The organism is Rhizobium sp. BT-226 (assembly GCF_025847085.2).
GTDB classification, from domain to species: Bacteria; Pseudomonadota; Alphaproteobacteria; order Rhizobiales; family Rhizobiaceae; genus Rhizobium; species Rhizobium sophorae.
On record NZ_JAOYTI010000002.1, the window covers coordinates 1 to 20,594 of the forward strand.

The window sequence follows — 20,594 nt, forward strand, 5'->3', positions numbered from 1 at the left end:
GCCACAGGCACGTCCTTCCAGGCAAACCCTTCCTTCGAAAGATCCTCCTTCAAGACGTTCAGCGCCGCTGCCTCGCCGCCTGACGTCCACCAGTGCAGCATCTGCACTTCCTTCACGTCGGCAGCTTGGGCGGACACGCCGGCGCCGGCCAGAGCCAATGCAATCATTGCGGTCGTGGTCAAAAACTTGTTCATCGAAGAACCTCCCAGTTCCAGTTTGGAAGATGCGGGACCCATTCCCGCACCAATCACCCGCCCTCCTCGAGCGTAGTTCGTCCGCCGGCTAAGCCGGCTTTTCCGTCTGCGGCATCCACCAGTTGGTGCGTTTGCCGATATGCATGTTGAGCGTCTTGGTCTCAGTGTAATCTTCGACCGCATGGCGGCCGAGTTCACGGCCGAGGCCGCTTTGCTTGTAACCGCCAAAGGGAAGTTCCGAGGCGCCATCCATGAAGGTGTTCATCCAGACCGTGCCTGCCCGCACCGACCGGCCGATTGTCAGGCATGTATCGAAATCGCGGCTCCAGACACCGGCCGACAGGCCGTAGTCGATGGAATTCGCAATCCTGATGGCTTCGGCTGATGTCTCGAATGTCAGGACCGAAAGCACCGGACCAAAGACTTCCTCGCGCGCCACGGCCATATCGGGGGTGACCTCTTCGAGGATCGTCGGCGACATGAACTGCCCCATGCCGAGATCAAGTGTCTCGCCGCCATGGGCGATCCTCGCACCGCTGCTCCTGGCGCCTGCGACGTATCCCGATATCTTCTCCAGATGCTGCGGCGTGATGATGGCGCCCACCTGCGTCGAGGGGTCGAGCGGGTCGCCGACCTTTACTGCCTTCGACAACTCGGCAATCCGCTCGACGACATCCGAAGCGATGGATTTGTGAAGGATCAACCGCGAGCCGGCATTGCAGCACTCGCCGGCATTGAAATATGCGCCGAAGACTGCGGCATCGATGAAGGCATCGAGATCGGCATCCGGGAAGACGATCTGCGGGTTCTTCCCGCCCAATTCCAACGAGACCTTCTTCAGCGTCTGTGCGGCATTCGACATGGTCAGCTTTCCGACGCCGGTCGAGCCGGTGAAGGACACCATGTCGACGTCGGGATGCGCCGTCATGACCGCGCCGACCTCTGGTCCCCCGCCGGTGACAATGTTGACGACGCCATCCGGAATGCCGGCCTGCTGTAGGATCTCTCCCAGCAGGAGCGTCGATCCCGAGGTCAGTTCCGAGGGCTTGACCACGGTCGTGCAGCCGGCAGCCAAGGCGAATGGCAGCTTCTGGCCGACGATCAGGAACGGAAAGTTCCAAGGCGTGATGATCGACACTACGCCGATCGCTTCGCGCAAGACGACGCCGAGCGTGCCGTCGCCGAGCGTGTTGTAGCTTTCACCGTGGAGGTCGCGCGCAAGCGCCGCCGCGTAGCGCCATATGTCAACGGAGCCGGCAATTTCTCCCCGCACCTGGGTGATCGGCTTCCCTGCCTCGATCGCATCGAGAAATGCCAGTTCGTCCGCACGCGCCGCGATCAGATCGGCAGCCTTGAGCAGGATGGCGGAACGTTCGGAAGCAGTCATTCGCGGCCACGGCCCGAGGTCGAACGCCTTGCGTGCCGCGGAAATCGCACGACCGGCATCCCTCCTGCTGCCGGTCGGAAACCGGCTGACTACGACACCATGGCTTGGCGCTACACGCTCGATCGGATCGGAGGAACCAGCCTCCCATTTGCCATCGATGAGCATCTTGAAATCACGCGCTTTGTGGTCGCTGAGCGCGGTGGGGTTGACGAGAACCGTCATTACCATTCTCCCTTGAACGTTGCCGGGCGCTTCTCGCTGAATGATGCGACGCCCTCCTTCAGATCGCCGGTCTTCGCAGCGAGGATCGAGCCCAGGGCTTCAACCGCGGTTCCGTTGTCTTCGCCATTTGCCGATGCGATCATCAACTTCGCGATCTCGGTCGCAGCCGGCGCCCTTGCGGCAATCCGCCCAGCATATTCCCTGGCGGCGACGAGCGCGTTTCCTGTGGGAACGACCGCGTCGACGATCCCGAGCAGATGTGCCTCCTCGGCGGTGAATATCTCGCCGCCCAAGGCCATGCGCCGGACCACCTGCGCGCCGAACCGGCGCACAAGACGCTGGGTCCCGGACCAGCCCGGCACCATGCCAAGCCCGGTCTCCGGCAGGCCGATCTTGATGTGCTGCTCGGCGAGGCGAATGTCGGCAACCCCTGCAAGCTCTAACCCTCCTCCGAGGGCGTGGCCGTTGAGAGCCACGATCAACGGCACCCTGAGCGTCGCTAGTCTTTCGAAGATACGGTGGCCGTGGCGAACCCAGAAATGACCGAACTCCTGAGGTGACATTCCGCCCCAGGCCTTGATATCGCCGCCGGCGGAAAAGCCCTTTCCTTCGCCCGTGAGAATGGCAGCACGCACATTGGCGTTCGCCTCGACCGCGTCGGCCGCATCCGCTAAGGCCTTCAGCATATCGAGATCTAGCGCGTTCAGCTTCTCCGGCCGAGAAACCGTCAGCGTCGCAACATGTCCATCGACGTCAATTCTGACGGTTCCGCTAGCCATGGAAGCTGCCCTCCAGCGTCCGTGCCCTTTTGACTGGAAGCGACAGGCCGATCGCTGCCTCCGCGAAGAGTGCCGCGTCCATGACCTTCAGGTCCGGCGCGACGATCAGCGGAAACTCCGACTGATCGAGGATGTGGGACTGGAGATCGACGCCTGGGGCAATCTCGGTGAGGACGACGCCGTCGGGCGTCAGCTTCATCACGCACCGCTCAGTGACATAGGTGATGTCCTGGCCCTGCTCGATCGCGCGCCTGCCGCTGAAGGTGACATGTTCGACCTCGTTCACCAGCTTCTTCAGCTTGCCTTCCTTCTCGATGAAAAGAGCTCCATCGGCGATCGAAAGCTTCGCTCCGGCGTTGAACATGCCTGAGAATACGATCTTCTTAGCCCGGGCCGTGATGTCGACGAAGCCTCCGGCGCCCGCCGTCACATGCGCCCGGAAGGAGAGCTTGGAGACGTTGACCGAACCGTCTTTGCCGATCTCGAGGAAGGACAGCAGCGAGGCATCGAAGCCTGCACCCTGGAAATAGGTGAACTGATAGGGAGACGGCATGTAGGCGTCGGCGTTCGACGCGCAGCCAAAGGCGAAGTCGAGCAGCGGCACGCCGCCGACAGCACCTTGCTCAATGACCCAGGTGACTGCGCCGTGGAGCCCCTCCTCCAGCAGAATTCGCGGCACGTTGGCCGAGATGCCGAAGCCGAGATTGACGCAGCTTCCCGCTTGCAGTTCCTGCGCGACACGACGCGCAATGACTTTCTGAACATTGAATTCCGGAACGCTGAAGCTATCGAGCGGACGGAAGATCTCCCCGGAGATTGCCGGATCGTATTGCGTCTGCGTCGTCTGCTTCTGTTCCGGATCGACGATCACATAATCGACCAGCATTCCGGGCACCCGGACGTCGTGGGGCTTCAGCGAGCCTTCCTTGGTGATCCGCTTGACCTGGGCGATGACGATGCCGCCGTTGTTGCGTGCGGCCAGCGCCTGATCGAGGCCGCCGAGATAGGCGCCTTCATGCTCGTATGTCAGGTTGCCGCGCTCATCGGCGGTGGTGGCGCGGATGATGGCGACCTCAGGGACGATCGAGGGAAAGAACAGCCAGTCATCGCCCTCAAAGCTCACGCGCTTGACCACCGGATGTTTCGACGCCAGGCCGTTCATCGCGCAACCCTGCCGCTCCGGATCGACGAATGTATCGACGCCGATCTTGGTCAGAACGCCCGGCCGCTTGGCGGCGGCCTCGCGATGGATGTCGAAGAGGATACCCGAGGGAATGTTGTAGGCCGGGATTTCGTTGTTGGTGATCATCTGCCAGATCAGCGGTGGCTCTGATGACGACGGGCCGGACGGATAGGAGCCGCCGATGATGCGCTTGAGCAGGCCCTTCTTGGCAATGTAATCGACACCCTTGATGCCGCTCATGTCGCCGGCAGCGATCGGATGGAGGGTGGTAATATCGCGGGGATGGCCGGTCGCATCGAAACGTTCGCCAATCGCCTTCAGCATGAGGTCCGGGCAACCGAGACCACTCGAGGAAGACACCGTTACAACAGCGCCATCCGGGATCAGCGCGGCAGCTTCGGCTGGGGTGAGATGCTTCTGCATGTGCATTACTCAGCGTCCTGTTTCGATTTTACGCTCTTGCCGGTCCTCGCCAGCGCGGTCTTGCCGGCGCCGCAGCTTTCGCGAACGACCAGCCGAACGGCGGTTGTCACCGTCTCCGCCTCGGCCTTGCCCGCATTGATCTGCTTGAGCAGCATCTGTGCGCCCCGTCGCCCGATGCCCTGCGGATCGACCGAGACCGTCGTCAGCGCGGGAACCGCTGCCTGAGCCTCGATGACGTCGTCGAAACCCACGACCGCGAAGTCGGCACCAGGCTCCAGACGGCGCGCACGCAATCCGTCGCAAACACCGAAGGCGACGGCATCGTTGAAGCAGACGGCTGCGGTCGGCCGACGGGCAAGAGCAATCGCTTTGCCGATCGCCTCCACCCCGCCGGCCCGCGAAGGTGCCGACGCGATGACGAGTTCTTCGTGATAGTCAAGCCCTGCAGTCTCCACACCGCTTCGGTAGCCGGCAAGCCTGTCATCGAAGACAGCGGTGTCGGGAAAGCCGCCGAGAAAAGCGATGCGCGTGTGGCCGAGCCCCACCAAATGCTTGACCGCCGACATCATGCCGGCCCCATTGTCGGAGACGATCGACGAGACTTTGGCGCCGGGCAGGTTTCGGACGACAACAACCACCGGTATGCCTGCCGCGACGAGCGGCTTGAAGTCTGCGGCATCGGTAGCGCGCGCTGGCGACACGATCAGCCCCGAAATGCCATGTTCCCGCATCGACGCGACGACCTCGCGCTGCCGGTCGATGCTCTCACTGGTGTTCGACAGGAACTGCACGAAGCCGGCCGACTGGACGACCATATCGACGCCAACCGCCAGCTCGGCAAAGAAGCTGTTCGTCAGGTCGTTGACGACGACGCCGATGATCTTCGATTTGGCGCCGGCTTGGCGAAGATTGGCGGCGCCGCGATTATAGACATAGCCCAACTCGCGCATCACGGCATTGACCTTGGCGCGCGTTGCCTCATTGACCAGGGAGGACCCCTGAAGCACTAGCGAAACCGTCGACTTGGAGACGCCGGCGGCTTTCGCAATGTCGATGACGGTTACCCGCGCCTTTGTCATTTGCCCTCCCGACGCCAACGTCGACTGATCGTTAAATATTTGGAACGTTCCAATTATGTCAAGAGGAATTTACACGAATACCAGCAAATGCTGGGTACGAGCGAATTCCGTGCGCATTTTTTTGGCGGTGAAAGCGCCAAAATAATTGGAACGATCTAAATTAAGACCGCAGAAGAGAGGCATTTGCCGATATTCTCGGGCACGAGAAAGCTAGAGTTTCTGTGAAGCACACGGCCAAATCTCGGGCTGGCATTTTTCACGACATCGACTACAAGTCGAAACGAGGCGCCTGTCGAGAGCTGAATATATTCGTCAAACCTATTGAGATTTTTATGCAAATTTTTAGAGCTTTTCGCGCTCGCCACCCCATTTGTGCAGCCACGCTGGGACTTCTATTCGGTCCAGATGTCGTTATGGCCTATCTCGGGCGCGGCTGGAAAGCGACTGCTTACTTTACCGTTGGCATCGTCATCTCGATCGCGCAACTCTGGTTGTTTGGCGTTCCGTCAGCCGCTGTTTTTGGTTATTTCCTGTTCTTGGCCTGGCGTCTGATCGGCCTACTGCATGGCTATCGTGCAGCAAAGATGATGCCAGCAGACACCGTGTTTCCGTGGTATTCGCGGTGGTATAGTCTTGCCCTGATCTTCCTGATTGCACCGTTCGCCTTAGCGATGCTGGTTCGAAGTTTCGCCTTTCAACCATTCACGATACCGTCGAGCTCGATGCTGCCCAATTTGCGGAGCGGCGACTACATGTTCGCGCAAAAATACGCCTACGGGTACAGCCGCTATTCGCTCCCGTACGGGCTTGGACCGGAGCGTCGTATATTTGGACATGGACCGGAGCGAGGAGACGTCGTCATGTTCCGGACGCCAATGGACTCGAAGGTCGATTACGTGAAACGCGTCGTCGGCCTGCCAGGTGACCGCATTCAGATGAGATCGGGTGTTCTCTACTTGAATGGTACCGCAGTTGTGCGCGAGCCGGCAGGTGATTTGACCTATCAATCAGTAACAGTGCAGGCGTTCAAGGAGACGCTGCCATCTGGCCGCAGCTATGCGATCGTTGAGCAAGCGGACAACGCCCGTGGCGACAATACAAGGGAATTCGTTGTCCCCGACGGGCATTACTTCGTGCTGGGCGACAATCGTGACAACAGTCTGGATAGCCGCTTCGATATGGGATTTATCCCAGATGACAACATATATGCGAAGGCAGCCATCGTGCTTTTCAATTCCGAGGATGGATCGCGGCAGATGTCGTGGATTCAATAACCTCGATAGGCAGAAAATTTTGCGACCAGGCCCGTAAAGAGCGTGAACAGATGAAACTACGCGCTGAACTGATCGCTCTGCCGCCACGCCAGCAAGCACGGCGCTTGGCAGCCGTCGCCGCGTCTCTGGTCATCCAAATCAAGCATACCGAACCCCACGCGCCCGAAGCCGAGGCCGCCTTGGCGGCAATCCGCACCTGGGGTGATGGCGGAGGACTGACCGGCCGATACGTCTCCGATCTTGTCTATAGCGACGAGGAGCGCGGGACGCTTCGCCGACTCTCCGAGGCGGCCGGAAAGCCCAGCGAAGGCGCCTGGAATGCGCTCACGACGGCAGTCATGTACGTTGCCTGGCTTGTTTATCAGGAGACCGGCGAACCCATGCCGAGTGACGTCAACGAGGTGGGCGAGGACAGCCTTGATTTTCTGGACGAGCAACTGGCCCAACTCGGCTAAGTGACGCAGAATCGCGGCGCAGTTTGGCTGGAATTGTTCTCAAGGAACGCCCGCCCGGAGACATTAGCGAAACTTTATCGTTTCTAACGAATGCTACGGATACGTGCAACCCGCCAGATCTGAAGCAGGACCGGATGATGCCACACTCGTTTGAATCTATCCTTGAGAGCCTGCCTCAGGGCATTGTTCTGCTTGATCCTGCCGGTACGGTGACGGCTTTCAATTCACGCACGCTTGATATTCTCGGCCTTCCGCACGGCGCTATCCGCAAGGGCATGAATATCGACGGATTGCCGGGCACCGCAGACTGCCGTGCAGTGGCATCCCGACAGTCGACGGTCGGTGGACGGCCGACGTCTCAGTTTGCCCTTTCCGACGGAGGGATGGTCTCACTGACCTGCGCCCCGTCGCGGGATGGGGGCTGGATCCTCAGTTACGAAGACATCTCGACCCTTATCCGTGTCGAAGACAGTCTCACCGAACAACATCACCGGTTCGACGCGGCCCTCAGCAACATGCCGCATGGGCTTTGCATGTTCGATTCGAAAAAGAACTTGATCCTGTGCAACGCCTCCTACGCACGGATGTACAATCTGCCGGACCTGCTGACGCAACCGGGAACGCCACTTGTGGATATCCTGGCCTATCGCAGCCGGGAGGGAAATGGCCCGGCCGATACCACGACCTATTTCGACGTGGTCTTTGAAGCGACAGCCCGCGGTGCGCCGGCCAGCCAGAACATCGTCCTCGCCGATGGGCGCGTTATCAAGATCACCCACAATCCGATGCAAAGCGGCGGATACGTGGCCACCCATGAGGACGTCACCAAGACCGTTCGACTTGCCGAAGAGCTGCGCCGGCATCACGATCAGCTCGAAGCGACGGTGAAGAGCCGCACGGCGGAAGTCGAGCGGCAGGCGCGGGAACTCGAGCGAATGCTGGCGCAGGAGCGGAACATCAACGAATTGCAGCGGCAATTCGTGGCGATGGCATCCCATGAATTCAGGACCCCGCTTGCTATCATCGACGCTGCCGCCCAGCGACTGCTGCGAAAAAAGGGGGCGGTCGAGCCCGAATTTCTCAGTGACAAGGTCGATCAAATCCGCGCATCGGTGAACCGGATTGTCGATCTTATGGAGAGCATCCTGTCAGCCGGACGGCTTGATACCGGCAAGATCGACATCAACTACGACGCCTGCGCATTGAGATCATTGATAAAAACCTGTTGTGAGCGGCAGTCGACGATCGCAAAATCGCACAGCTTTGTGTTGGATATCGATAGGCTGCCGGAGTTCATCGATGCCGACCCCCGCACATTGGCGCAGGTCTTTACCAACCTGCTCTCCAATGCCGTCAAGTACGCGCCTGGAACTTCCGAAATTCGCGTCACGGCATGGGCAGAGACGGGAAACGTCAAAGTTTCGATCAGCGATGATGGAGTGGGGATCGACGCCGAAGACGTGCCCCGGCTGTTCCAGCGCTATTTTCGGGCCCGGACGTCGACCGGGATTGCCGGAACCGGTATCGGCCTCAACCTGGTGAAGCAGATCATCGAACTGCACAACGGCTCGATAGAGGTTCGAAGTGCAAGAGGATGCGGATCGACGTTTACCGTAACTCTTCCAATCAAGAGAAATGGCAACGCTTCCGCGACCAATAACGCTGCCTGACGTTTCAGGATTGCTGTCCTGCTTATCTACCCTATCCTTCTCACAATAGAGGAGGATCATGCCATGGCTTTCATTCACACCCCCAATGCATCCGCCAGCGAGAAGACGACGTCGATGTATGCGGCGGCCGAGGCGAATTATGGTTATCTGCCGAACATGCATCGGGCCTTCGGCCATCGGCCGGAGGTGATGGAGAGCTGGGCGGCGCTGCTTTCGAGCATTCGCGGCCATATGAGCTTGCGGCGCTACGAACTGGTGACGCTGGCGGCGGCCAAGGAGCTCAAATCCTCGTATTGCATGCTGGCGCACGGCTCGGTGCTGCTGCGCGAGGGTTTCACCAGCGACGGGCTGACGGCTGTTGTCAACGAGACGGAGAAGGCGCCGATCGATGCCGGCGAACGCGCGATCATGGCCTTTGCCGCCAAGGTGGCTCGCGATGCGACGTCGGTGACGCAGCAGGACATCGACGGGCTGAAGAAACACGGGCTGAGCGATGCCGATGTCTTCGACGTCACGGCTGCGGCAGCGGCCCGGTGTTTCTTCTCCAAAATGCTGGATGCGCTGGGTGCTGCACCGGACCATGCCTATATCGAGCGGCTGGAGCCGAATGTGCGAAAGGCGCTCAGCGTCGGCCGAGAGGTCGAGCGGCCTCTGGCGCCGTCACCGTCTCGCGCGCAATGATGCGATGACGGAGAGCGTGAGTATCTGCTCTCGCGGCCCCTACTCCGGCGGTTTGTCCGCAAAATGCCGGATCGCGAACTCGGCGATATTCTGGATCGACCGATCGGCATCGTCGAGCAGCGAGGGAAACAGCTGCCACTGATGGGGCATGCCCGGCCAGACCTCGGTGGTGACGTCCACTCCAGCCTGGCGCGCCTTGTCGGCGAGCCGCAGCGCGTCGTCCAGTAGGACTTCGCCGGAGCCGACCTGCAGCAACAGCGGCGGAAAGCCGGTCATGTCAGCATAAAGCGGCGATGCCTGGGGATCGGTCGGAGACCGGCTGCGGAGATAGGTCTTGCGCAAGGTCTCGATCCAGTCCTTGTCGACCAGCGGATCGCTTCCGGCGTTTGATGTCATAGATCCGCCTGTCGCGGCAAGATCGGTGATGGGGCTGAGCGCAATCACAGCCGCCGGCAACGGCTTTGCCGCCTGCATCTGCCTCAGCACCGTCTCGATCGCCATATTGCCGCCGGCGCCGTCTCCGGCCACGATGACATTCTCGCTCCGATAGCCGTTGTCGAGAAGCCAGCGATAGGCGGTCAGCGCGTCGTTGATCTGCGCGGGATAGGCATATTCGGGCATCAGCCGATAATCAATGAGAAGAATGTCGCTGGATGCCGCCTTGGCGAGCGAGCCGGCAAGCAGGCTATGTGTGCGAATGGAGCCGCTGGAAAAGCCGCCGCCATGGATATAGAGGATCACCCTTTGGCCGATCGGGTGATGAAGACGGGCAGGCCACATCAGCTCGGCGTCGACGCCGTCGGCATCGACCTGCCGCACCTGGATGCGCGTCGGCCCCGGCGTCGTCTCCATCAGCGTCCTGAAGGCCGTTCGCCGCTGCTGCAGGCTATCGGCGCCGGCAAAGTGATCCTTCCAGAGGCCGATGAGTTTTTCGACCTGTTCGCGCGAGGCCGGGCTTTGCGGCCCAATGTCCCGCCCGACCGCCGCCGAGGCGAGCAGCATCAGCGCAGCCAAAGCGGGGAACAGACATTTGAGCCGCTTTGGGGCTCTTCGAATACCAGTTGGCAAAATCCGACCGTTCATCAACCTCTCCCGACGATGCAGGCCATGGCGGCATCTTTGGCCGGTTCGTCCACCGGAGTCAAAAGGGTGACAGGCGCGAACCCCAAGCTTTTCATTCCGCCATCGCCTCGCCGCCTGAAGCCCACCGGTCTCAGGCGGCGAGGCGATGATGGAGATAGGGCAGTTCCTCCGGACGCGCTCTGCTTGTGTCGGGAATGAAGTCGGCCGTTGCCCGTCCACTGCCGGCGCATCGGGCGCTACTAAAAAATTGGACAATGCCTGCCGGTACGGCTTGCCATTTGCCGCGCTTCCGTCGGAAATGGACCACGTGCCTGGCTGCTCCCACCCTGGCGCCTCGTCTCGCGTGTGAGTGAAGGATACCGATGACCACCATTTACCTTGCCGGCCCGGAAGTCTTTCTTCCGGATGCCATGCCCATCATGGCCGAAAAACGCCGATTGGCGCGCCAGTTCGGCTTCGAGCCGACCGGTCCCGGCAGCGACGAAAACCAGACGCCAGTAAAGCGGACGGCCGCAGAGATCTACGCACGCAACGACGATGCCATGCGTCGAGCCGAGATCTGCCTTGCCAATGTCACTCCCTTTCGAGGTGTCAGCGCCGATCCGGGTACGGTCTACGAGATCGGCTTCATGATTGCGCTGGGAAAAGCGGTCTTTGCCTATACCAATCACCCCGACGACTATGGTCTGCGTGTTCGCTCGATCTGGTATGCGGGACTCGATATCGATGAGACGAGCGGGCGCCCACGCGGACCGGATGGTATTGCAATCGAAAATCACGGCATGGCCGACAACCTGATGATCGACGGAGGGGTTGAGGCGACGGGAGGCAAGGTGTTTCGTGCGGCCGCACTCCCGGCGGATCCTGCCCGCGACCTTACGGTTTACTTCGAGGCGCTTCAGACGATCGCCGGCATCCCGGCCTCTTTTACTCCGCCTTCATCGCGTCGATGACCGCCCTGAAGCCCGCCGACATATGGCGGCGGCTAGGATAGTAGAGATAGAGCGGTTCCTCCGGCTGGCACCAGTCGTCCAGGACCTGGATCAGTTCGCCGCCGGCAACGGCCTTTTCCACGCGCGGCTCCCAGATGTAGGCAAGGCCGACGCCGCCGAGCGCTGCCTGCATCATCAGTTCGTGATCGTCGAGCGACAGCGGTCCGGTCGGCTGAAAGCTCACCGTCTGGCCGTCCTTCTCGAACTCCCAGGCATAACGCGCGCCTGACGGAAACATGTTCTGAATACAGAGATGGCGCTTGAGCTCGTGCGGTGTCGCCGGCTTCGGCCGGGTCTCAAAATAGGCGGGCGAGCCGACGACGACCAATCGGATGCGCGGTTTTATGCGGAGCGCGATCATGCCCTCGGTGACGCGCTCGCCGAAGCGGATGCCGGCATCGAAGCCCTCCTCGACGATATCGACCAGCCTGTCGGTCGCGTTGATCTCCAGCTGCAAGTTGGGGTTCTTTTTCAGCAGCGGACCGATAATGCGACCGATGACAAAGGGGCCGATCGAATTCGGCACGTTGATCCTCACCTTGCCGAACGGCGTGTCGCGATAGCGGTTCAGCGCATCGAGCGCTGCCGCCATCTCGCCGAAGGCCGGGTCGAGATGCGAGATCAGCAGTTCGCCGGCCTCCGTCAGCGAGACGCTGCGCGTCGTGCGGTTGAGCAGGCGGATGCCGATCCGGTCTTCGAGATTGAGCACGGCATGGCTCACCGCAGAGGCGGTGACACCTCGCTCCTCGCCCGCCTTGCGAAAGCTCTTATGCCGCGCGACGGCGGCAAAGGCCGCGAGTTCGGACAGTTCGGTAGCACGCATTGCTGAATTAAACTCATCATAGTTTCAAGAATAACAAACCTTATACAGCAATGGATTTTCGGTCAAATTCACCTCGTCGGCACAGAGATGCCGCAACCGAACCGTTCGAAAGGAATTCGTCATGAAAGTCTGGTTCATTACTGGTGCATCCCGCGGCTTCGGCGCGCTGATGACCAAGGAAGCCCTTGCGTCAGGCGATGCCGTCATCACCACCGCCCGCAACCCGAAGACCGTGACCGAGCAGTTCGGCGATCACCCGAACCTGCTTGCCGTCGCCCTCGACGTGACCAACGAGGCACAGGCCAAGGAAGCCGCGGCTGCCGGCATCGCCCGCTTCGGCCGGATCGACGTCCTTGCCAACAATGCCGGCTACGGCCTGCTCGGCGCTGTCGAGGAAGCCACGGCCGAAGAGATCGAAAGGCTCTATGCCACGAACGTCTTCGGCCTGCTGAAGGTGACGCGCGCCGTGCTGCCCTATATGCGCCGCCAGCGCTCCGGCCACATCCTGAACTTCTCGTCGATCGGCGGTTACTTCGGCTATCCCGGCTGGGGCGTCTACGGCTCGACGAAGTTCGCCGTCGAAGGCCTGTCCGAATCGATGGCCGCCGAACTCGAACCTTTCGGCATCAAGGTGACGATCGTCGAGCCGGGCTTCTTCCGCACCGACTTCCTCGCCGACACTTCGTTGGCTATCAGCCCGGCCTCCATCGCGGACTACGAGGGTACGCCGGCCGGCAACATGCGCAGTTTCGCTGCCGACGCAAACCATGCCCAGCCCGGCAATCCCGCCAAGCTTGCCGCCGGCATCATGGCGCTCGCCAATTCGCCCAATCCGCCGCTGCGCATGCCGTTCGGCAGCGATACGGTAGCCGTGATCGAGGAGCAGCATGCCAGCGTCGAAAAGGAACTTGCCGCTTGGCGCGAGCTCGCGCTGTCCACGGATTTTCCAAGCGATGCAACGGCCTTGGCCTGAAGGGCACTGCCCGCCGCATCCTAGATCTCGGGATGCGGCGACAGCGCCGCTGTGACCGCAGGAAAACGCATGATGCGGCAAATTAGCATTCGCCTCACGCCTGGAATGACCTAGATCTAGGTTCGATCATCACCATGAAGAGGCGAGCATGTCCATCAAGTCCATCTGCATCTATGGCGCCGGGGCGCTCGGCGGCGCTATCGCCGCCAAGCTTGCAAGCCAAGCCGCAAACGACGCCACCATCTCCGTCATCGCGCGTGGCGCGCACCTCGACGCCATCCGCGACAACGGTCTCAGCCTGCGCGAAGCCGATGCGGAAAGGCCACTCAATGTCCGCCTTGCCGCGACCGACGATCCCATGACATTGCCGCCGCAGGATCTCATCATCACCGGCCTCAAGGGGCATCAGCTGGCACCCGCTGCCGAAGGCATTGCAGGCCTCCTCAAGGAGGGCACCCGCGTCGTCATGATCCTCAACGGCATTCCGTGGTGGTATTTTCACCGCGATACCCAAAGCCGGCATGCCGAGCTGCAGTTCGACGAGCTCGATCCCGGCGGCAGGCTGTGGCGGCTGATCGGGCCGGAACGCGTCATCGGCTGCGTCGCTTATCAGGGTGCCGAGGTGATCAACCCCGGCGAGATCCAGCTTTCCCACAACGGCCGCTTCGTGCTCGGCGAGCCCTCCGGCGACATCTCGCCCGATCTCGAGGCGATCGCCGCGGTGCTGACCGGCGCCGGTCTCAGCATTACGACGACAGCTGATATCCGCGGCGAGATCTGGAGCAAGTTGATGGGCAACGCCGCTTTCAACCCGATCAGCGCGCTGACCAAGGCGCTGATGACCGACATCATGGCGGATCCCGCCCTTTCGGCTACGGTCGGCAAGGTGATGAGTGAGGTCCGCGTCGTCGGCGAGGCCTTGGGTGCGCGGTTCAGCATGACCGTCGAGCAGCGGCTGGAACAGTCGCGCCATATCGGCGGCGTGCGGACGTCGATGCTGCAGGATCTGATCGGCGGCAAGGCGCTCGAAATCACGCCGTTGGTCGGCATGGTGGTGGCGCTCGGACGCCTGAGCGCCGTGCCGACGCCGGTTTCGGAAACGATCCTGGCGCTTGTGACCCAGTTGGATCGGGAAAACCAGCGCGGCAGCTGATCGCGGAGGAAAGGGCGGCCGGGAAAACCCGGCCGTCTTCGCGCTTACTTTCCGACCTGCTCGGCCCAGTTCGGCGCCTTGCCGCCGCCATCGAGAAAGGTCATAGCCATATTCGCCATGAGGGGCGAGGCGAAGGTCTCGTAGTGGGTGAGATCGGGCAGGATCGCCAGCCGGTTCTTCGACATGTTTTCCCGCATCCAACCCGCATCGCGCAGACCGCCGCCGAGCTTGTGGTAGAATTCGATCATATGCTCGGGCCGGATCATGTCGGCATCGCCATAGATCAGCATAACCGGCATGGTGAGCTTGGCAACGGCATCGCTATAGTCGATGGGTTCGCGCATCAGCGCGCCCATGGCGTCGAGCAGCTTCGGAAATTCGGAAACGTCAGGCGCGACCGCCTTGTAGGAGAGGAACATCGGCGTGTCCTTCATCATCTCCGCCATACCGGCGCCGACGGCCGCCTGCTGCGGCAGCATCTCCGGGAAGAAGCCGTTCTGCGCATAGGGTGCCGAGAGTATCACCAGCCGACGCACCTGGTCGGGCGCGTTCGCCGCCATGTTCAACGCCACCCCGCCGCCGAAGGAATAGCCGAAGACGTCGAGCTTATCGTAACCGAGCTGCTTCATCAGGATCGCAAGATCGGCACCGATGGCCGGAAGCTCGATCGGCCGCTTGCCTAGGGGCGTGCGGCCATGCCCCTGCAGATCGACGGCGATCACCTGCCGGTGGTCGGTGAAAACAGGCATGACCGGCGCGAACATCTCGATCTGCCCGAGGCCGCCGTGAAGCATCAGCAGCGGTTCACCCTCGCCGCGGATCTCGTAATAATAATGGATGCCGTTGACCGGCAGACTCCCCTTCCTGACGATCGGCGCTGCAGCCTTCTTCTCCTCGATAACAGGCGCGCTGCTGTCGGCGCCTGATATACCGGGCGCTGCCAGGAATGCGGCAGCCGTTGCGATCATCGAAATCAGCGTCATCTTCGACATGTGCTTGCTCCCATGTTTGCATCGATACCGCAAGGACGGCGGCGCTCATGTCTTTCCGACACCGCGCTTCGAAATTTTTCGCATCGGCCTTTATGCCATTCCTATATTTTCGTGCCCCGCCCCGAATGGATTTCCTATCGCAAGCGGCAGTAGCCTTTCGCCATCACTGCAAAGGTCAAACGCCATGCGAAATGTCATGTCCTCCGGTTTTCGACCCCCTCGCCCATACAGGATTACCCACGGCAGCCGACAGATGCGCGAGAAGCGCACCGCCCAGGCGCTGATGGTCTTTGGCGTGGTGCTCGCATGCGTCGAACTCTACGTCATTTTCGGCGCGCTTTGAGAACCGCCATGGAAACGGCGAGGATGCCGCGCCTTGGCGGCGCGATCACCGCTCTTGTCACGCCGTTTCGCCATGGCGGCCTCGACAGGCCGACGCTTCGGGCGCTTGTGGAATGGCAGATCCTCAGCGGCGTCGACGGGCTAGTCGTCTGCTCGACAACAGGGGAAGGCCCGACGCTTTCGCCGCAGGAGCGCGCCGAGGTGATCGACCTCAGCATCCGGTCTGCGGCCGGCCGCGTTTTCGTCATCGCCGCCACCGGCACCAATTCCACCGAGAGCACGATCGCGCTCACCCGTGAGGCGGAAGCGCTGGGCGCTGCTGCAGCACTCGTCACGGTGCCCTATTATTCCAAGCCCGGGCAGAAAGGCATCGTCCACCACTTCGAGCAGGTGGCGGCGGCAAGCGGACTGCCTGTCATTATCGACCATGCGCCGACGCAGACGGCGAGCGATCTTTCGACGGAAACGCTTGGCAGACTGGCCGCCATCCCAGGAATCTTTGGCATCCGCGACACCACGGGCGACATCGCTCGTTTCGTCGGCCTTTCGGCTATCCTGCGGCAGCGCTTCCGCTTCTTTTCCGGTCATGATCCTTCCGCGCTCGCCTTCACCATCGCCGGCGGCGACGGCATGATCTCGTCGGGCGCCAATGTGGTGCCACGGCTCTTCACTTCGATGCAGCAGGCGGCCCGGGCCGGGAACCTTTCGGCCGCGCATTCGCTGTGGGATCGGTTGCTGCCGTTGATTGGAGCGCTTGGGCCGGAGGGCGATCCGGCGCGGATCAAACACGCACTGCGGCTGGTGCGTGGGCTGAAGGCCGAGCTTCGCCTGCCGCTTGTCGCCGCCGAGCCGGACCTGTGTTCGGCCATCGGCGAAGCGCTTGCGCCTTTCCTTGACGAAAGCAGCGCGAGGAAGGCGCTATCCCTATGAGATTTTTATATTTTCCTCTCTGGCGCCAAATGGAAACCCTATCCGCAGACGCCTATCTTCCAAGGCGTGACAACGCCGCATCGTCAAGCGGCGGTTGAGTGAGATTTCGAAAGGACAAACGATGTCACGCCTGACTGAACCGAGTGCCGCGAGCGACCCGCTGCAACGCAGCCACATTAGAGCACTCGCTGCCGATCCCTCCCATCCGATGCTCTCCGGCTTTGCCGCCATTGCGCCCCGCCTTGCGGCAGCGATGGCCTTTGCCGGGCTGGTGCAGATGACCTTCAACCTCATCTCCCGCTGAACCATCAGGACCCAAGGATCATCACAATGGCAAACACACAGCAACGCCGCAGCCTTCCCGCTGCAGCACCCTCGCCTTCCCGCTTCACCGTCGGCCGCGACAGAAGCGGCCGCTGGATCGTCCACGACCGCGATGGCCTCGTCGGCGGACTCTTCATCAATGAGGCGGCCGCCCTCCACTTCGCCGCGGGGGAATGCAACTGCCCCTCGGCCGATATCCATAGGGCGGCCGCAGGCATGGTGCTTGAATTCGCGCCCTTTGCGCGCGGCACCGCGAAAATCCACTAAAACTTGCCGTACTCCCGCTGTTTTCATGCAGCGGGAGTACGAAGACATAAGCTGAAGGGCCGGTTTCCAACTTTTCCTTAACCCACATTCTGGTAAAATCCGGGCGCAGAGACTTCAGACGCCACGAGACCGATGCCGAAACCGAATTTCCGCTTCACCCATTACGATCTCAAGGAACAACGCGCCGGAACGATCATCGAGGTGTCGTTGAATGCGGTGAACAATGTCCGCCTGATGACGGCCCCGAATTTCCAGCGGTTCACCGAGGTTCTCGACTTCAAATATATAGGCGGCGTGGCACGCAAATCGCCGATCAAGATCGCCGTTCCGGAAAGCGGTCACTGGCATGTCATCGTCGATATGGAAGGCCATCACGGGCTTGCGGAATCTTCCGTCAAGGTGATTGCCGCGCCGGCAAATCAGAAGACACCGCGCGCCTCCTGAGGTTCGCCGGGTTTCAACGCGGATTGCGCTCCTTGCGAAGCTTTGCCCACCATTCCAGCCGCTTGCGGATATCGCGCTCGAAGCCGCGTTCCGGCGGATCATAGAAGATCTGGCGGCCCATCTTTTCCGGGAAATAATCCTGGCCGGAAAAGGCATCCGGCTCGTCGTGGTCGTAACGATAGCCCTCACCGTAACCTTCGCCCTTCATCAGCTTGGTCGGCGCATTGAGGATATGCTTCGGCGGCAGCAACGAGCCGTTCTGCTTTGCCGCCTGGCTTGCCGCCTTGAAGGCGGTGTAGACCGCATTCGACTTCGGGGCGGTGGCGAGATAGACGCAGGCTTGGGCCAGCGCCAGTTCGCCTTCCGGCGAGCCGAGATAGTCATAGGCATCCTTGGCGGCGTTGCAGATCACCAGCGCCTGCGGATCGGCAAGACCGATATCCTCCACCGCCATGCGCACCAGCCGCCGGCCGAGATAGAGCGGGTCCTCGCCTGCATCGAACATGCGGGCGAGATAATAGAGCGCGGCATCGGGATCCGAGCCGCGCACGGATTTATGCAGTGCCGAGATCAGATTGTAGTGGCCATCCTGCGCCTTGTCGTAGACGGGGGCACGGCGCTGGACGATGCGCGTCAGGCCTTCGGTATCGAAGCTCTCGCCTTCGCGCGCCGCGCGCCAGACTTCTTCGGCAAGCGTCAGCACCGCGCGGCCGTCGCCGTCGGCCATGCGGATCATGCTGGCCCGGGCATCCTCCGTCAGCGGCAGCGGCTTCTGCTCGATCGCCTCGGCACGCGTCAGCAGTTCCTCGAGGCTCTCCTCGTCATGCGACTTGAAGGTGAGCACACGGGCACGCGACAGCAGAGCGGCGTTGAGTTCGAAGGATGGGTTCTCGGTGGTGGCGCCGACGAGGATGACGGTGCCATCCTCCATGACGGGCAGGAAACTATCCTGCTGAGCTCGGTTGAAGCGATGGATCTCGTCGACGAAGAGCAGCGTCTGACGGCCGTCCATACGCCGCAAACGGGCTGTCTCGAACACCTTCTTCAGATCGGCGACACCGGAAAAAATCGCCGATATCTGCTCGAAGGCCAGGTCCGCCTCGCCCGAAAGCAGCCGTGCCACCGTCGTCTTGCCGGTGCCGGGCGGACCCCAGAAGATCATCGAGCCGAGCGAGCCGCTTTCGATCATCCTTTTCAGCACGCCGTCTTCACCGGTCAGGTGTTCCTGACCGGTGACATCGGCAAGGGTCTTCGGCCGCAACCGGTCGGCAAGCGGCCGCCTGGCAGCGACCTCCTCCGGAACACGCGGCGCGAAGAGATCGTTGCTCATCGGAAAAATTGCCGGATGCGCTGGCCGTCGCGCTCTATCTCGACCCGCCAGAAGCCGGGGTCGCTATCGGCGATTTCGGACAGTTCGCTGGTCGTCTTCACGTCGGTGCCGTTGATCGAGACGATGATATCCTTCGGTTCGAAACCGAGACGGGCGGCAGGCGAATCCTCTTTCACCTCGGATACGACGACACCCGCTGATTCCGGCGGCATGCGCAGTTCGTCGGCGACCCGCGGCGACAGGTTCTCGACGACGGCACCGGTAAACGGCGTGTGTCCGCCGATGGTGCGCTGGTCGCGGGGCGAGGTCTCCGGGGCGCGGTCGAGCGTCAGCGGCAGTTGCTCCTCGCGGCCGTTCTCAATGACGGTGAGCTTGACCGATTTGCCGAGACCGGCCGTCGTCAGCCGGTAGAGCAACGCGTCCGGATGCTCGACGGAAATGCCGTCGACGGCGGTGACGATTTCGCCGGCCTTCAGCCCGGCCTTGGCGGCCGGCCCACCTTCCGAAACCTTGACGACGAGCGCGCCGCGGGCCTTGTTAAGCCCCAGCGCCTCAGCCACTTCCGAGGTCACTGCATCGAAGCTTGCGCCGACATAGGGCCGCTCGAAAGATTTAACGCCCGCATCGGCAGACGTGAGGAAGACCTTGACCAGATTGGCGGGGATGGCGAAACCAATGCCGTTCGATCCGCCGCCGCGCGAGAAGATCGCCGTGTTGATACCGATCAGCTCCCCCTTCATATTCATCAAGGCGCCGCCGGAATTGCCGGGGTTGATCGAGGCATCGGTCTGGATGAAGAAGCCGAATTCGTTCTTGATCACCTGGTTGCGGGCAAGCGCCGAGACGATCCCGCTCGTTACCGTCTGGCCAACACCGAAGGGATTGCCGATCGCCAGCACGAGATCACCGACCTCGACCGTATCGGAATTGCCAATCGGCAATGTCGGAAAGCTTTCCTTGGCGTCGATCTTCAGCACGGCAAGATCGACACGGTCGTCGCGCAGCACCACCTTGCAGGGGAACTCGCGGCCGTCCGAGAGCGCCACCTTTATATCGTCGGCGCCCTCGATGACGTGATTGTTGGTCACGACAGTGCCGTTCGCCTCGACGATGACGCCGGAGCCGAGCGAAGACTGCTTCTCCGAACGGTTCGGCATCTGCTGGCCGAAAAATTGCTCGAAGAAAGGGTCGCCGGCAAAGGGCGACTGCCGCTGGACGGTCTTTTCCGCATAAACGTTGACGACGGCGCCTGACGTCTGTTTGACGAGCGGCGCGAAGGAGAGCTGCATCTGCATCTGGCTCTCGGGTACGGTCTTTGCCGTCTGCGCATGGGCAGCAAGCGGCAGAACGAGTATGAGAGCGAATAGCGAGACGGAGGCGCGCTTGAACAGGCCTTGCATGGGTATCCCTTTTGAATCCTCTTGAGGAACGTTTTAGAGCATGATGCCGAAAAGTGTGAGCGGTTTTCGGACGACATCATGCTCTAACTATTTAATTGCGAACAGAATTCAGATTTTAGGCCGAACCGCCTAAAATCATCCTGTTCTGCGGCCCGACGCTAGAAAGGAAAGAGGGCGGAAGCATGGAAGAATAA

At 61.3% G+C, this 20,594-nt stretch carries 20 protein-coding genes and 1 pseudogene; 11 read left to right on the forward strand and 10 right to left on the reverse strand.

Features of this window, described 5'->3' with window-relative positions; translation table 11 throughout:
• From OIU37_RS10090 to OIU37_RS10110, 5 genes and pseudogenes are all read right to left on the reverse strand, one after another.
• Positions 1 to 194: pseudogene (locus OIU37_RS10090) on the reverse strand (sugar ABC transporter substrate-binding protein); the annotation flags it as partial.
• Between the two features lie 88 nt (positions 195 to 282).
• Positions 283 to 1,803, reverse strand: a complete 1,521-nt coding sequence (locus OIU37_RS10095; RefSeq protein WP_264257471.1) for an aldehyde dehydrogenase family protein — start codon at positions 1,801 to 1,803, stop codon at positions 283 to 285.
• A complete protein-coding gene (locus tag OIU37_RS10100) occupies positions 1,803 to 2,582 on the reverse strand; it encodes an enoyl-CoA hydratase/isomerase family protein (RefSeq protein ID WP_264257472.1) in 780 nt (259 codons plus the stop codon). Before OIU37_RS10100 ends, OIU37_RS10095 begins: the two co-directional genes overlap by 1 nt.
• Entirely contained in the window at positions 2,575 to 4,188 is a 1,614-nt protein-coding gene (locus OIU37_RS10105; protein ID WP_264258456.1) for an acyl CoA:acetate/3-ketoacid CoA transferase, read from the reverse strand. The genes OIU37_RS10100 and OIU37_RS10105 overlap by 8 nt, the downstream gene beginning before the upstream one ends.
• A gap of 5 nt (positions 4,189 to 4,193) precedes the next feature.
• On the reverse strand, positions 4,194 to 5,267 hold the full coding sequence (locus OIU37_RS10110; protein ID WP_264257473.1) for a LacI family DNA-binding transcriptional regulator: 1,074 nt from the start codon (positions 5,265 to 5,267) through the stop codon (positions 4,194 to 4,196).
• A gap of 221 nt (positions 5,268 to 5,488) precedes the next feature.
• On the opposite strand from OIU37_RS10110, the gene lepB reads away from it, so the two are divergent.
• The 4 genes from lepB to OIU37_RS10130 all read left to right on the forward strand — a co-directional run bounded on the left by lepB (position 5,489) and on the right by OIU37_RS10130 (position 9,347).
• Positions 5,489 to 6,541 carry a signal peptidase I gene (gene lepB, locus OIU37_RS10115; protein ID WP_264257474.1) on the forward strand — a complete coding sequence of 351 codons (1,053 nt, stop codon included), beginning with the start codon at positions 5,489 to 5,491 and terminating at the stop codon, positions 6,539 to 6,541.
• A gap of 50 nt (positions 6,542 to 6,591) precedes the next feature.
• On the forward strand, positions 6,592 to 6,996 hold the full coding sequence (locus tag OIU37_RS10120) for an Imm6 family immunity protein (RefSeq protein ID WP_171600827.1): 405 nt from the start codon (positions 6,592 to 6,594) through the stop codon (positions 6,994 to 6,996).
• Between the two features lie 134 nt (positions 6,997 to 7,130).
• The gene (locus tag OIU37_RS10125; RefSeq protein WP_264258457.1) at positions 7,131 to 8,666 is read left to right on the forward strand and encodes a PAS-domain containing protein; all 1,536 of its coding nucleotides are present in this window, start codon (positions 7,131 to 7,133) and stop codon (positions 8,664 to 8,666) included.
• Positions 8,667 to 8,729: 63 nt separating this feature from the next.
• Complete coding sequence (locus OIU37_RS10130) at positions 8,730 to 9,347, forward strand: carboxymuconolactone decarboxylase family protein (RefSeq protein WP_264257475.1); 618 nt, start codon at positions 8,730 to 8,732, stop codon at positions 9,345 to 9,347.
• 39 nt (positions 9,348 to 9,386) lie between these two features.
• Here the strand turns inward: OIU37_RS10130 and OIU37_RS10135 are convergent, their stop codons facing one another.
• Positions 9,387 to 10,361: an alpha/beta hydrolase gene (locus OIU37_RS10135; RefSeq protein WP_180697449.1), complete on the reverse strand. Its 975-nt coding sequence runs from the start codon at positions 10,359 to 10,361 to the stop codon at positions 9,387 to 9,389.
• Positions 10,362 to 10,792: 431 nt separating this feature from the next.
• Here OIU37_RS10135 and OIU37_RS10140 point away from each other — a divergent pair, with 431 nt between their 5' ends.
• Complete coding sequence (locus OIU37_RS10140) at positions 10,793 to 11,383, forward strand: nucleoside 2-deoxyribosyltransferase (RefSeq protein ID WP_171600829.1); 591 nt, start codon at positions 10,793 to 10,795, stop codon at positions 11,381 to 11,383.
• Here OIU37_RS10140 and OIU37_RS10145 read toward each other — a convergent pair.
• Positions 11,358 to 12,245 (reverse strand): LysR family transcriptional regulator, encoded by an 888-nt coding sequence (locus OIU37_RS10145; protein ID WP_240603554.1) that lies wholly within the window; start codon positions 12,243 to 12,245, stop codon positions 11,358 to 11,360. The two genes, OIU37_RS10140 and OIU37_RS10145, sit on opposite strands and share 26 nt — an antisense overlap.
• 121 nt (positions 12,246 to 12,366) lie before the next feature.
• Between OIU37_RS10145 and OIU37_RS10150 the strand changes: the two genes are divergently transcribed.
• On the forward strand, positions 12,367 to 13,218 hold the full coding sequence (locus OIU37_RS10150) for an oxidoreductase (protein WP_264257476.1): 852 nt from the start codon (positions 12,367 to 12,369) through the stop codon (positions 13,216 to 13,218).
• 148 nt (positions 13,219 to 13,366) lie between these two features.
• Positions 13,367 to 14,371 carry a ketopantoate reductase family protein gene (locus OIU37_RS10155; RefSeq protein ID WP_180697428.1) on the forward strand — a complete coding sequence of 335 codons (1,005 nt, stop codon included), beginning with the start codon at positions 13,367 to 13,369 and terminating at the stop codon, positions 14,369 to 14,371.
• A 44-nt stretch (positions 14,372 to 14,415) separates the two neighbouring features.
• Here OIU37_RS10155 and OIU37_RS10160 read toward each other — a convergent pair whose 3' ends face one another.
• Entirely contained in the window at positions 14,416 to 15,363 is a 948-nt protein-coding gene (locus OIU37_RS10160; RefSeq protein ID WP_180697430.1) for an alpha/beta fold hydrolase, read from the reverse strand.
• 351 nt (positions 15,364 to 15,714) lie between these two features.
• On the opposite strand from OIU37_RS10160, the gene dapA reads away from it, so the two are divergent.
• The 4 genes from dapA (at position 15,715) to OIU37_RS10180 (ending at position 17,670) form a co-directional block, all read left to right on the forward strand.
• Positions 15,715 to 16,635 (forward strand): 4-hydroxy-tetrahydrodipicolinate synthase, encoded by a 921-nt coding sequence (gene dapA, locus OIU37_RS10165; protein ID WP_180697431.1) that lies wholly within the window; start codon positions 15,715 to 15,717, stop codon positions 16,633 to 16,635.
• Between the two features lie 121 nt (positions 16,636 to 16,756).
• Positions 16,757 to 16,939, forward strand: a complete 183-nt coding sequence (locus tag OIU37_RS10170) for a hypothetical protein (protein ID WP_180697433.1) — start codon at positions 16,757 to 16,759, stop codon at positions 16,937 to 16,939.
• Positions 16,940 to 16,965: 26 nt separating this feature from the next.
• Positions 16,966 to 17,226 (forward strand): hypothetical protein, encoded by a 261-nt coding sequence (locus tag OIU37_RS10175; protein WP_264257477.1) that lies wholly within the window; start codon positions 16,966 to 16,968, stop codon positions 17,224 to 17,226.
• A gap of 132 nt (positions 17,227 to 17,358) precedes the next feature.
• On the forward strand, positions 17,359 to 17,670 hold the full coding sequence (locus tag OIU37_RS10180; protein WP_003547605.1) for a DUF1883 domain-containing protein: 312 nt from the start codon (positions 17,359 to 17,361) through the stop codon (positions 17,668 to 17,670).
• Positions 17,671 to 17,683: 13 nt separating this feature from the next.
• Here OIU37_RS10180 and OIU37_RS10185 read toward each other — a convergent pair whose 3' ends face one another.
• Positions 17,684 to 19,000 (reverse strand): replication-associated recombination protein A, encoded by a 1,317-nt coding sequence (locus tag OIU37_RS10185; protein WP_264257478.1) that lies wholly within the window; start codon positions 18,998 to 19,000, stop codon positions 17,684 to 17,686.
• Positions 18,997 to 20,400, reverse strand: coding sequence for a DegQ family serine endoprotease (locus tag OIU37_RS10190; protein ID WP_264257479.1), 1,404 nt, complete (start codon positions 20,398 to 20,400; stop codon positions 18,997 to 18,999). Before OIU37_RS10190 ends, OIU37_RS10185 begins: the two co-directional genes overlap by 4 nt.
• Positions 20,401 to 20,594 lie beyond the last annotated feature (194 nt).

What these genes read in the sequence shown, in the direction of transcription:
- OIU37_RS10095 (WP_264257471.1), bottom strand. Translation starts at nt 1,803, where the DNA reads ATGACGGTTCTCGTCAACCCCACCGCGCTCAGCGACCACAAAGCGCGT.
- OIU37_RS10100 (WP_264257472.1), bottom strand. Translation starts at nt 2,582, where the DNA reads ATGGCTAGCGGAACCGTCAGAATTGACGTCGATGGACATGTTGCGACG.
- OIU37_RS10105 (WP_264258456.1), bottom strand. Translation starts at nt 4,188, where the DNA reads ATGCAGAAGCATCTCACCCCAGCCGAAGCTGCCGCGCTGATCCCGGAT.
- OIU37_RS10110 (WP_264257473.1), bottom strand. Translation starts at nt 5,267, where the DNA reads ATGACAAAGGCGCGGGTAACCGTCATCGACATTGCGAAAGCCGCCGGC.
- OIU37_RS10120 (WP_171600827.1), top strand. Translation starts at nt 6,592, where the DNA reads ATGAAACTACGCGCTGAACTGATCGCTCTGCCGCCACGCCAGCAAGCA.
- OIU37_RS10125 (WP_264258457.1), top strand. Translation starts at nt 7,131, where the DNA reads ATGATGCCACACTCGTTTGAATCTATCCTTGAGAGCCTGCCTCAGGGC.
- OIU37_RS10130 (WP_264257475.1), top strand. Translation starts at nt 8,730, where the DNA reads ATGGCTTTCATTCACACCCCCAATGCATCCGCCAGCGAGAAGACGACG.
- OIU37_RS10140 (WP_171600829.1), top strand. Translation starts at nt 10,793, where the DNA reads ATGACCACCATTTACCTTGCCGGCCCGGAAGTCTTTCTTCCGGATGCC.
- OIU37_RS10145 (WP_240603554.1), bottom strand. Translation starts at nt 12,245, where the DNA reads ATGCGTGCTACCGAACTGTCCGAACTCGCGGCCTTTGCCGCCGTCGCG.
- OIU37_RS10150 (WP_264257476.1), top strand. Translation starts at nt 12,367, where the DNA reads ATGAAAGTCTGGTTCATTACTGGTGCATCCCGCGGCTTCGGCGCGCTG.
- OIU37_RS10155 (WP_180697428.1), top strand. Translation starts at nt 13,367, where the DNA reads ATGTCCATCAAGTCCATCTGCATCTATGGCGCCGGGGCGCTCGGCGGC.
- OIU37_RS10160 (WP_180697430.1), bottom strand. Translation starts at nt 15,363, where the DNA reads ATGTCGAAGATGACGCTGATTTCGATGATCGCAACGGCTGCCGCATTC.
- dapA (WP_180697431.1), top strand. Translation starts at nt 15,715, where the DNA reads ATGGAAACGGCGAGGATGCCGCGCCTTGGCGGCGCGATCACCGCTCTT.
- OIU37_RS10170 (WP_180697433.1), top strand. Translation starts at nt 16,757, where the DNA reads ATGTCACGCCTGACTGAACCGAGTGCCGCGAGCGACCCGCTGCAACGC.
- OIU37_RS10175 (WP_264257477.1), top strand. Translation starts at nt 16,966, where the DNA reads ATGGCAAACACACAGCAACGCCGCAGCCTTCCCGCTGCAGCACCCTCG.
- OIU37_RS10180 (WP_003547605.1), top strand. Translation starts at nt 17,359, where the DNA reads ATGCCGAAACCGAATTTCCGCTTCACCCATTACGATCTCAAGGAACAA.
- OIU37_RS10185 (WP_264257478.1), bottom strand. Translation starts at nt 19,000, where the DNA reads ATGAGCAACGATCTCTTCGCGCCGCGTGTTCCGGAGGAGGTCGCTGCC.
- OIU37_RS10190 (WP_264257479.1), bottom strand. Translation starts at nt 20,400, where the DNA reads ATGCAAGGCCTGTTCAAGCGCGCCTCCGTCTCGCTATTCGCTCTCATA.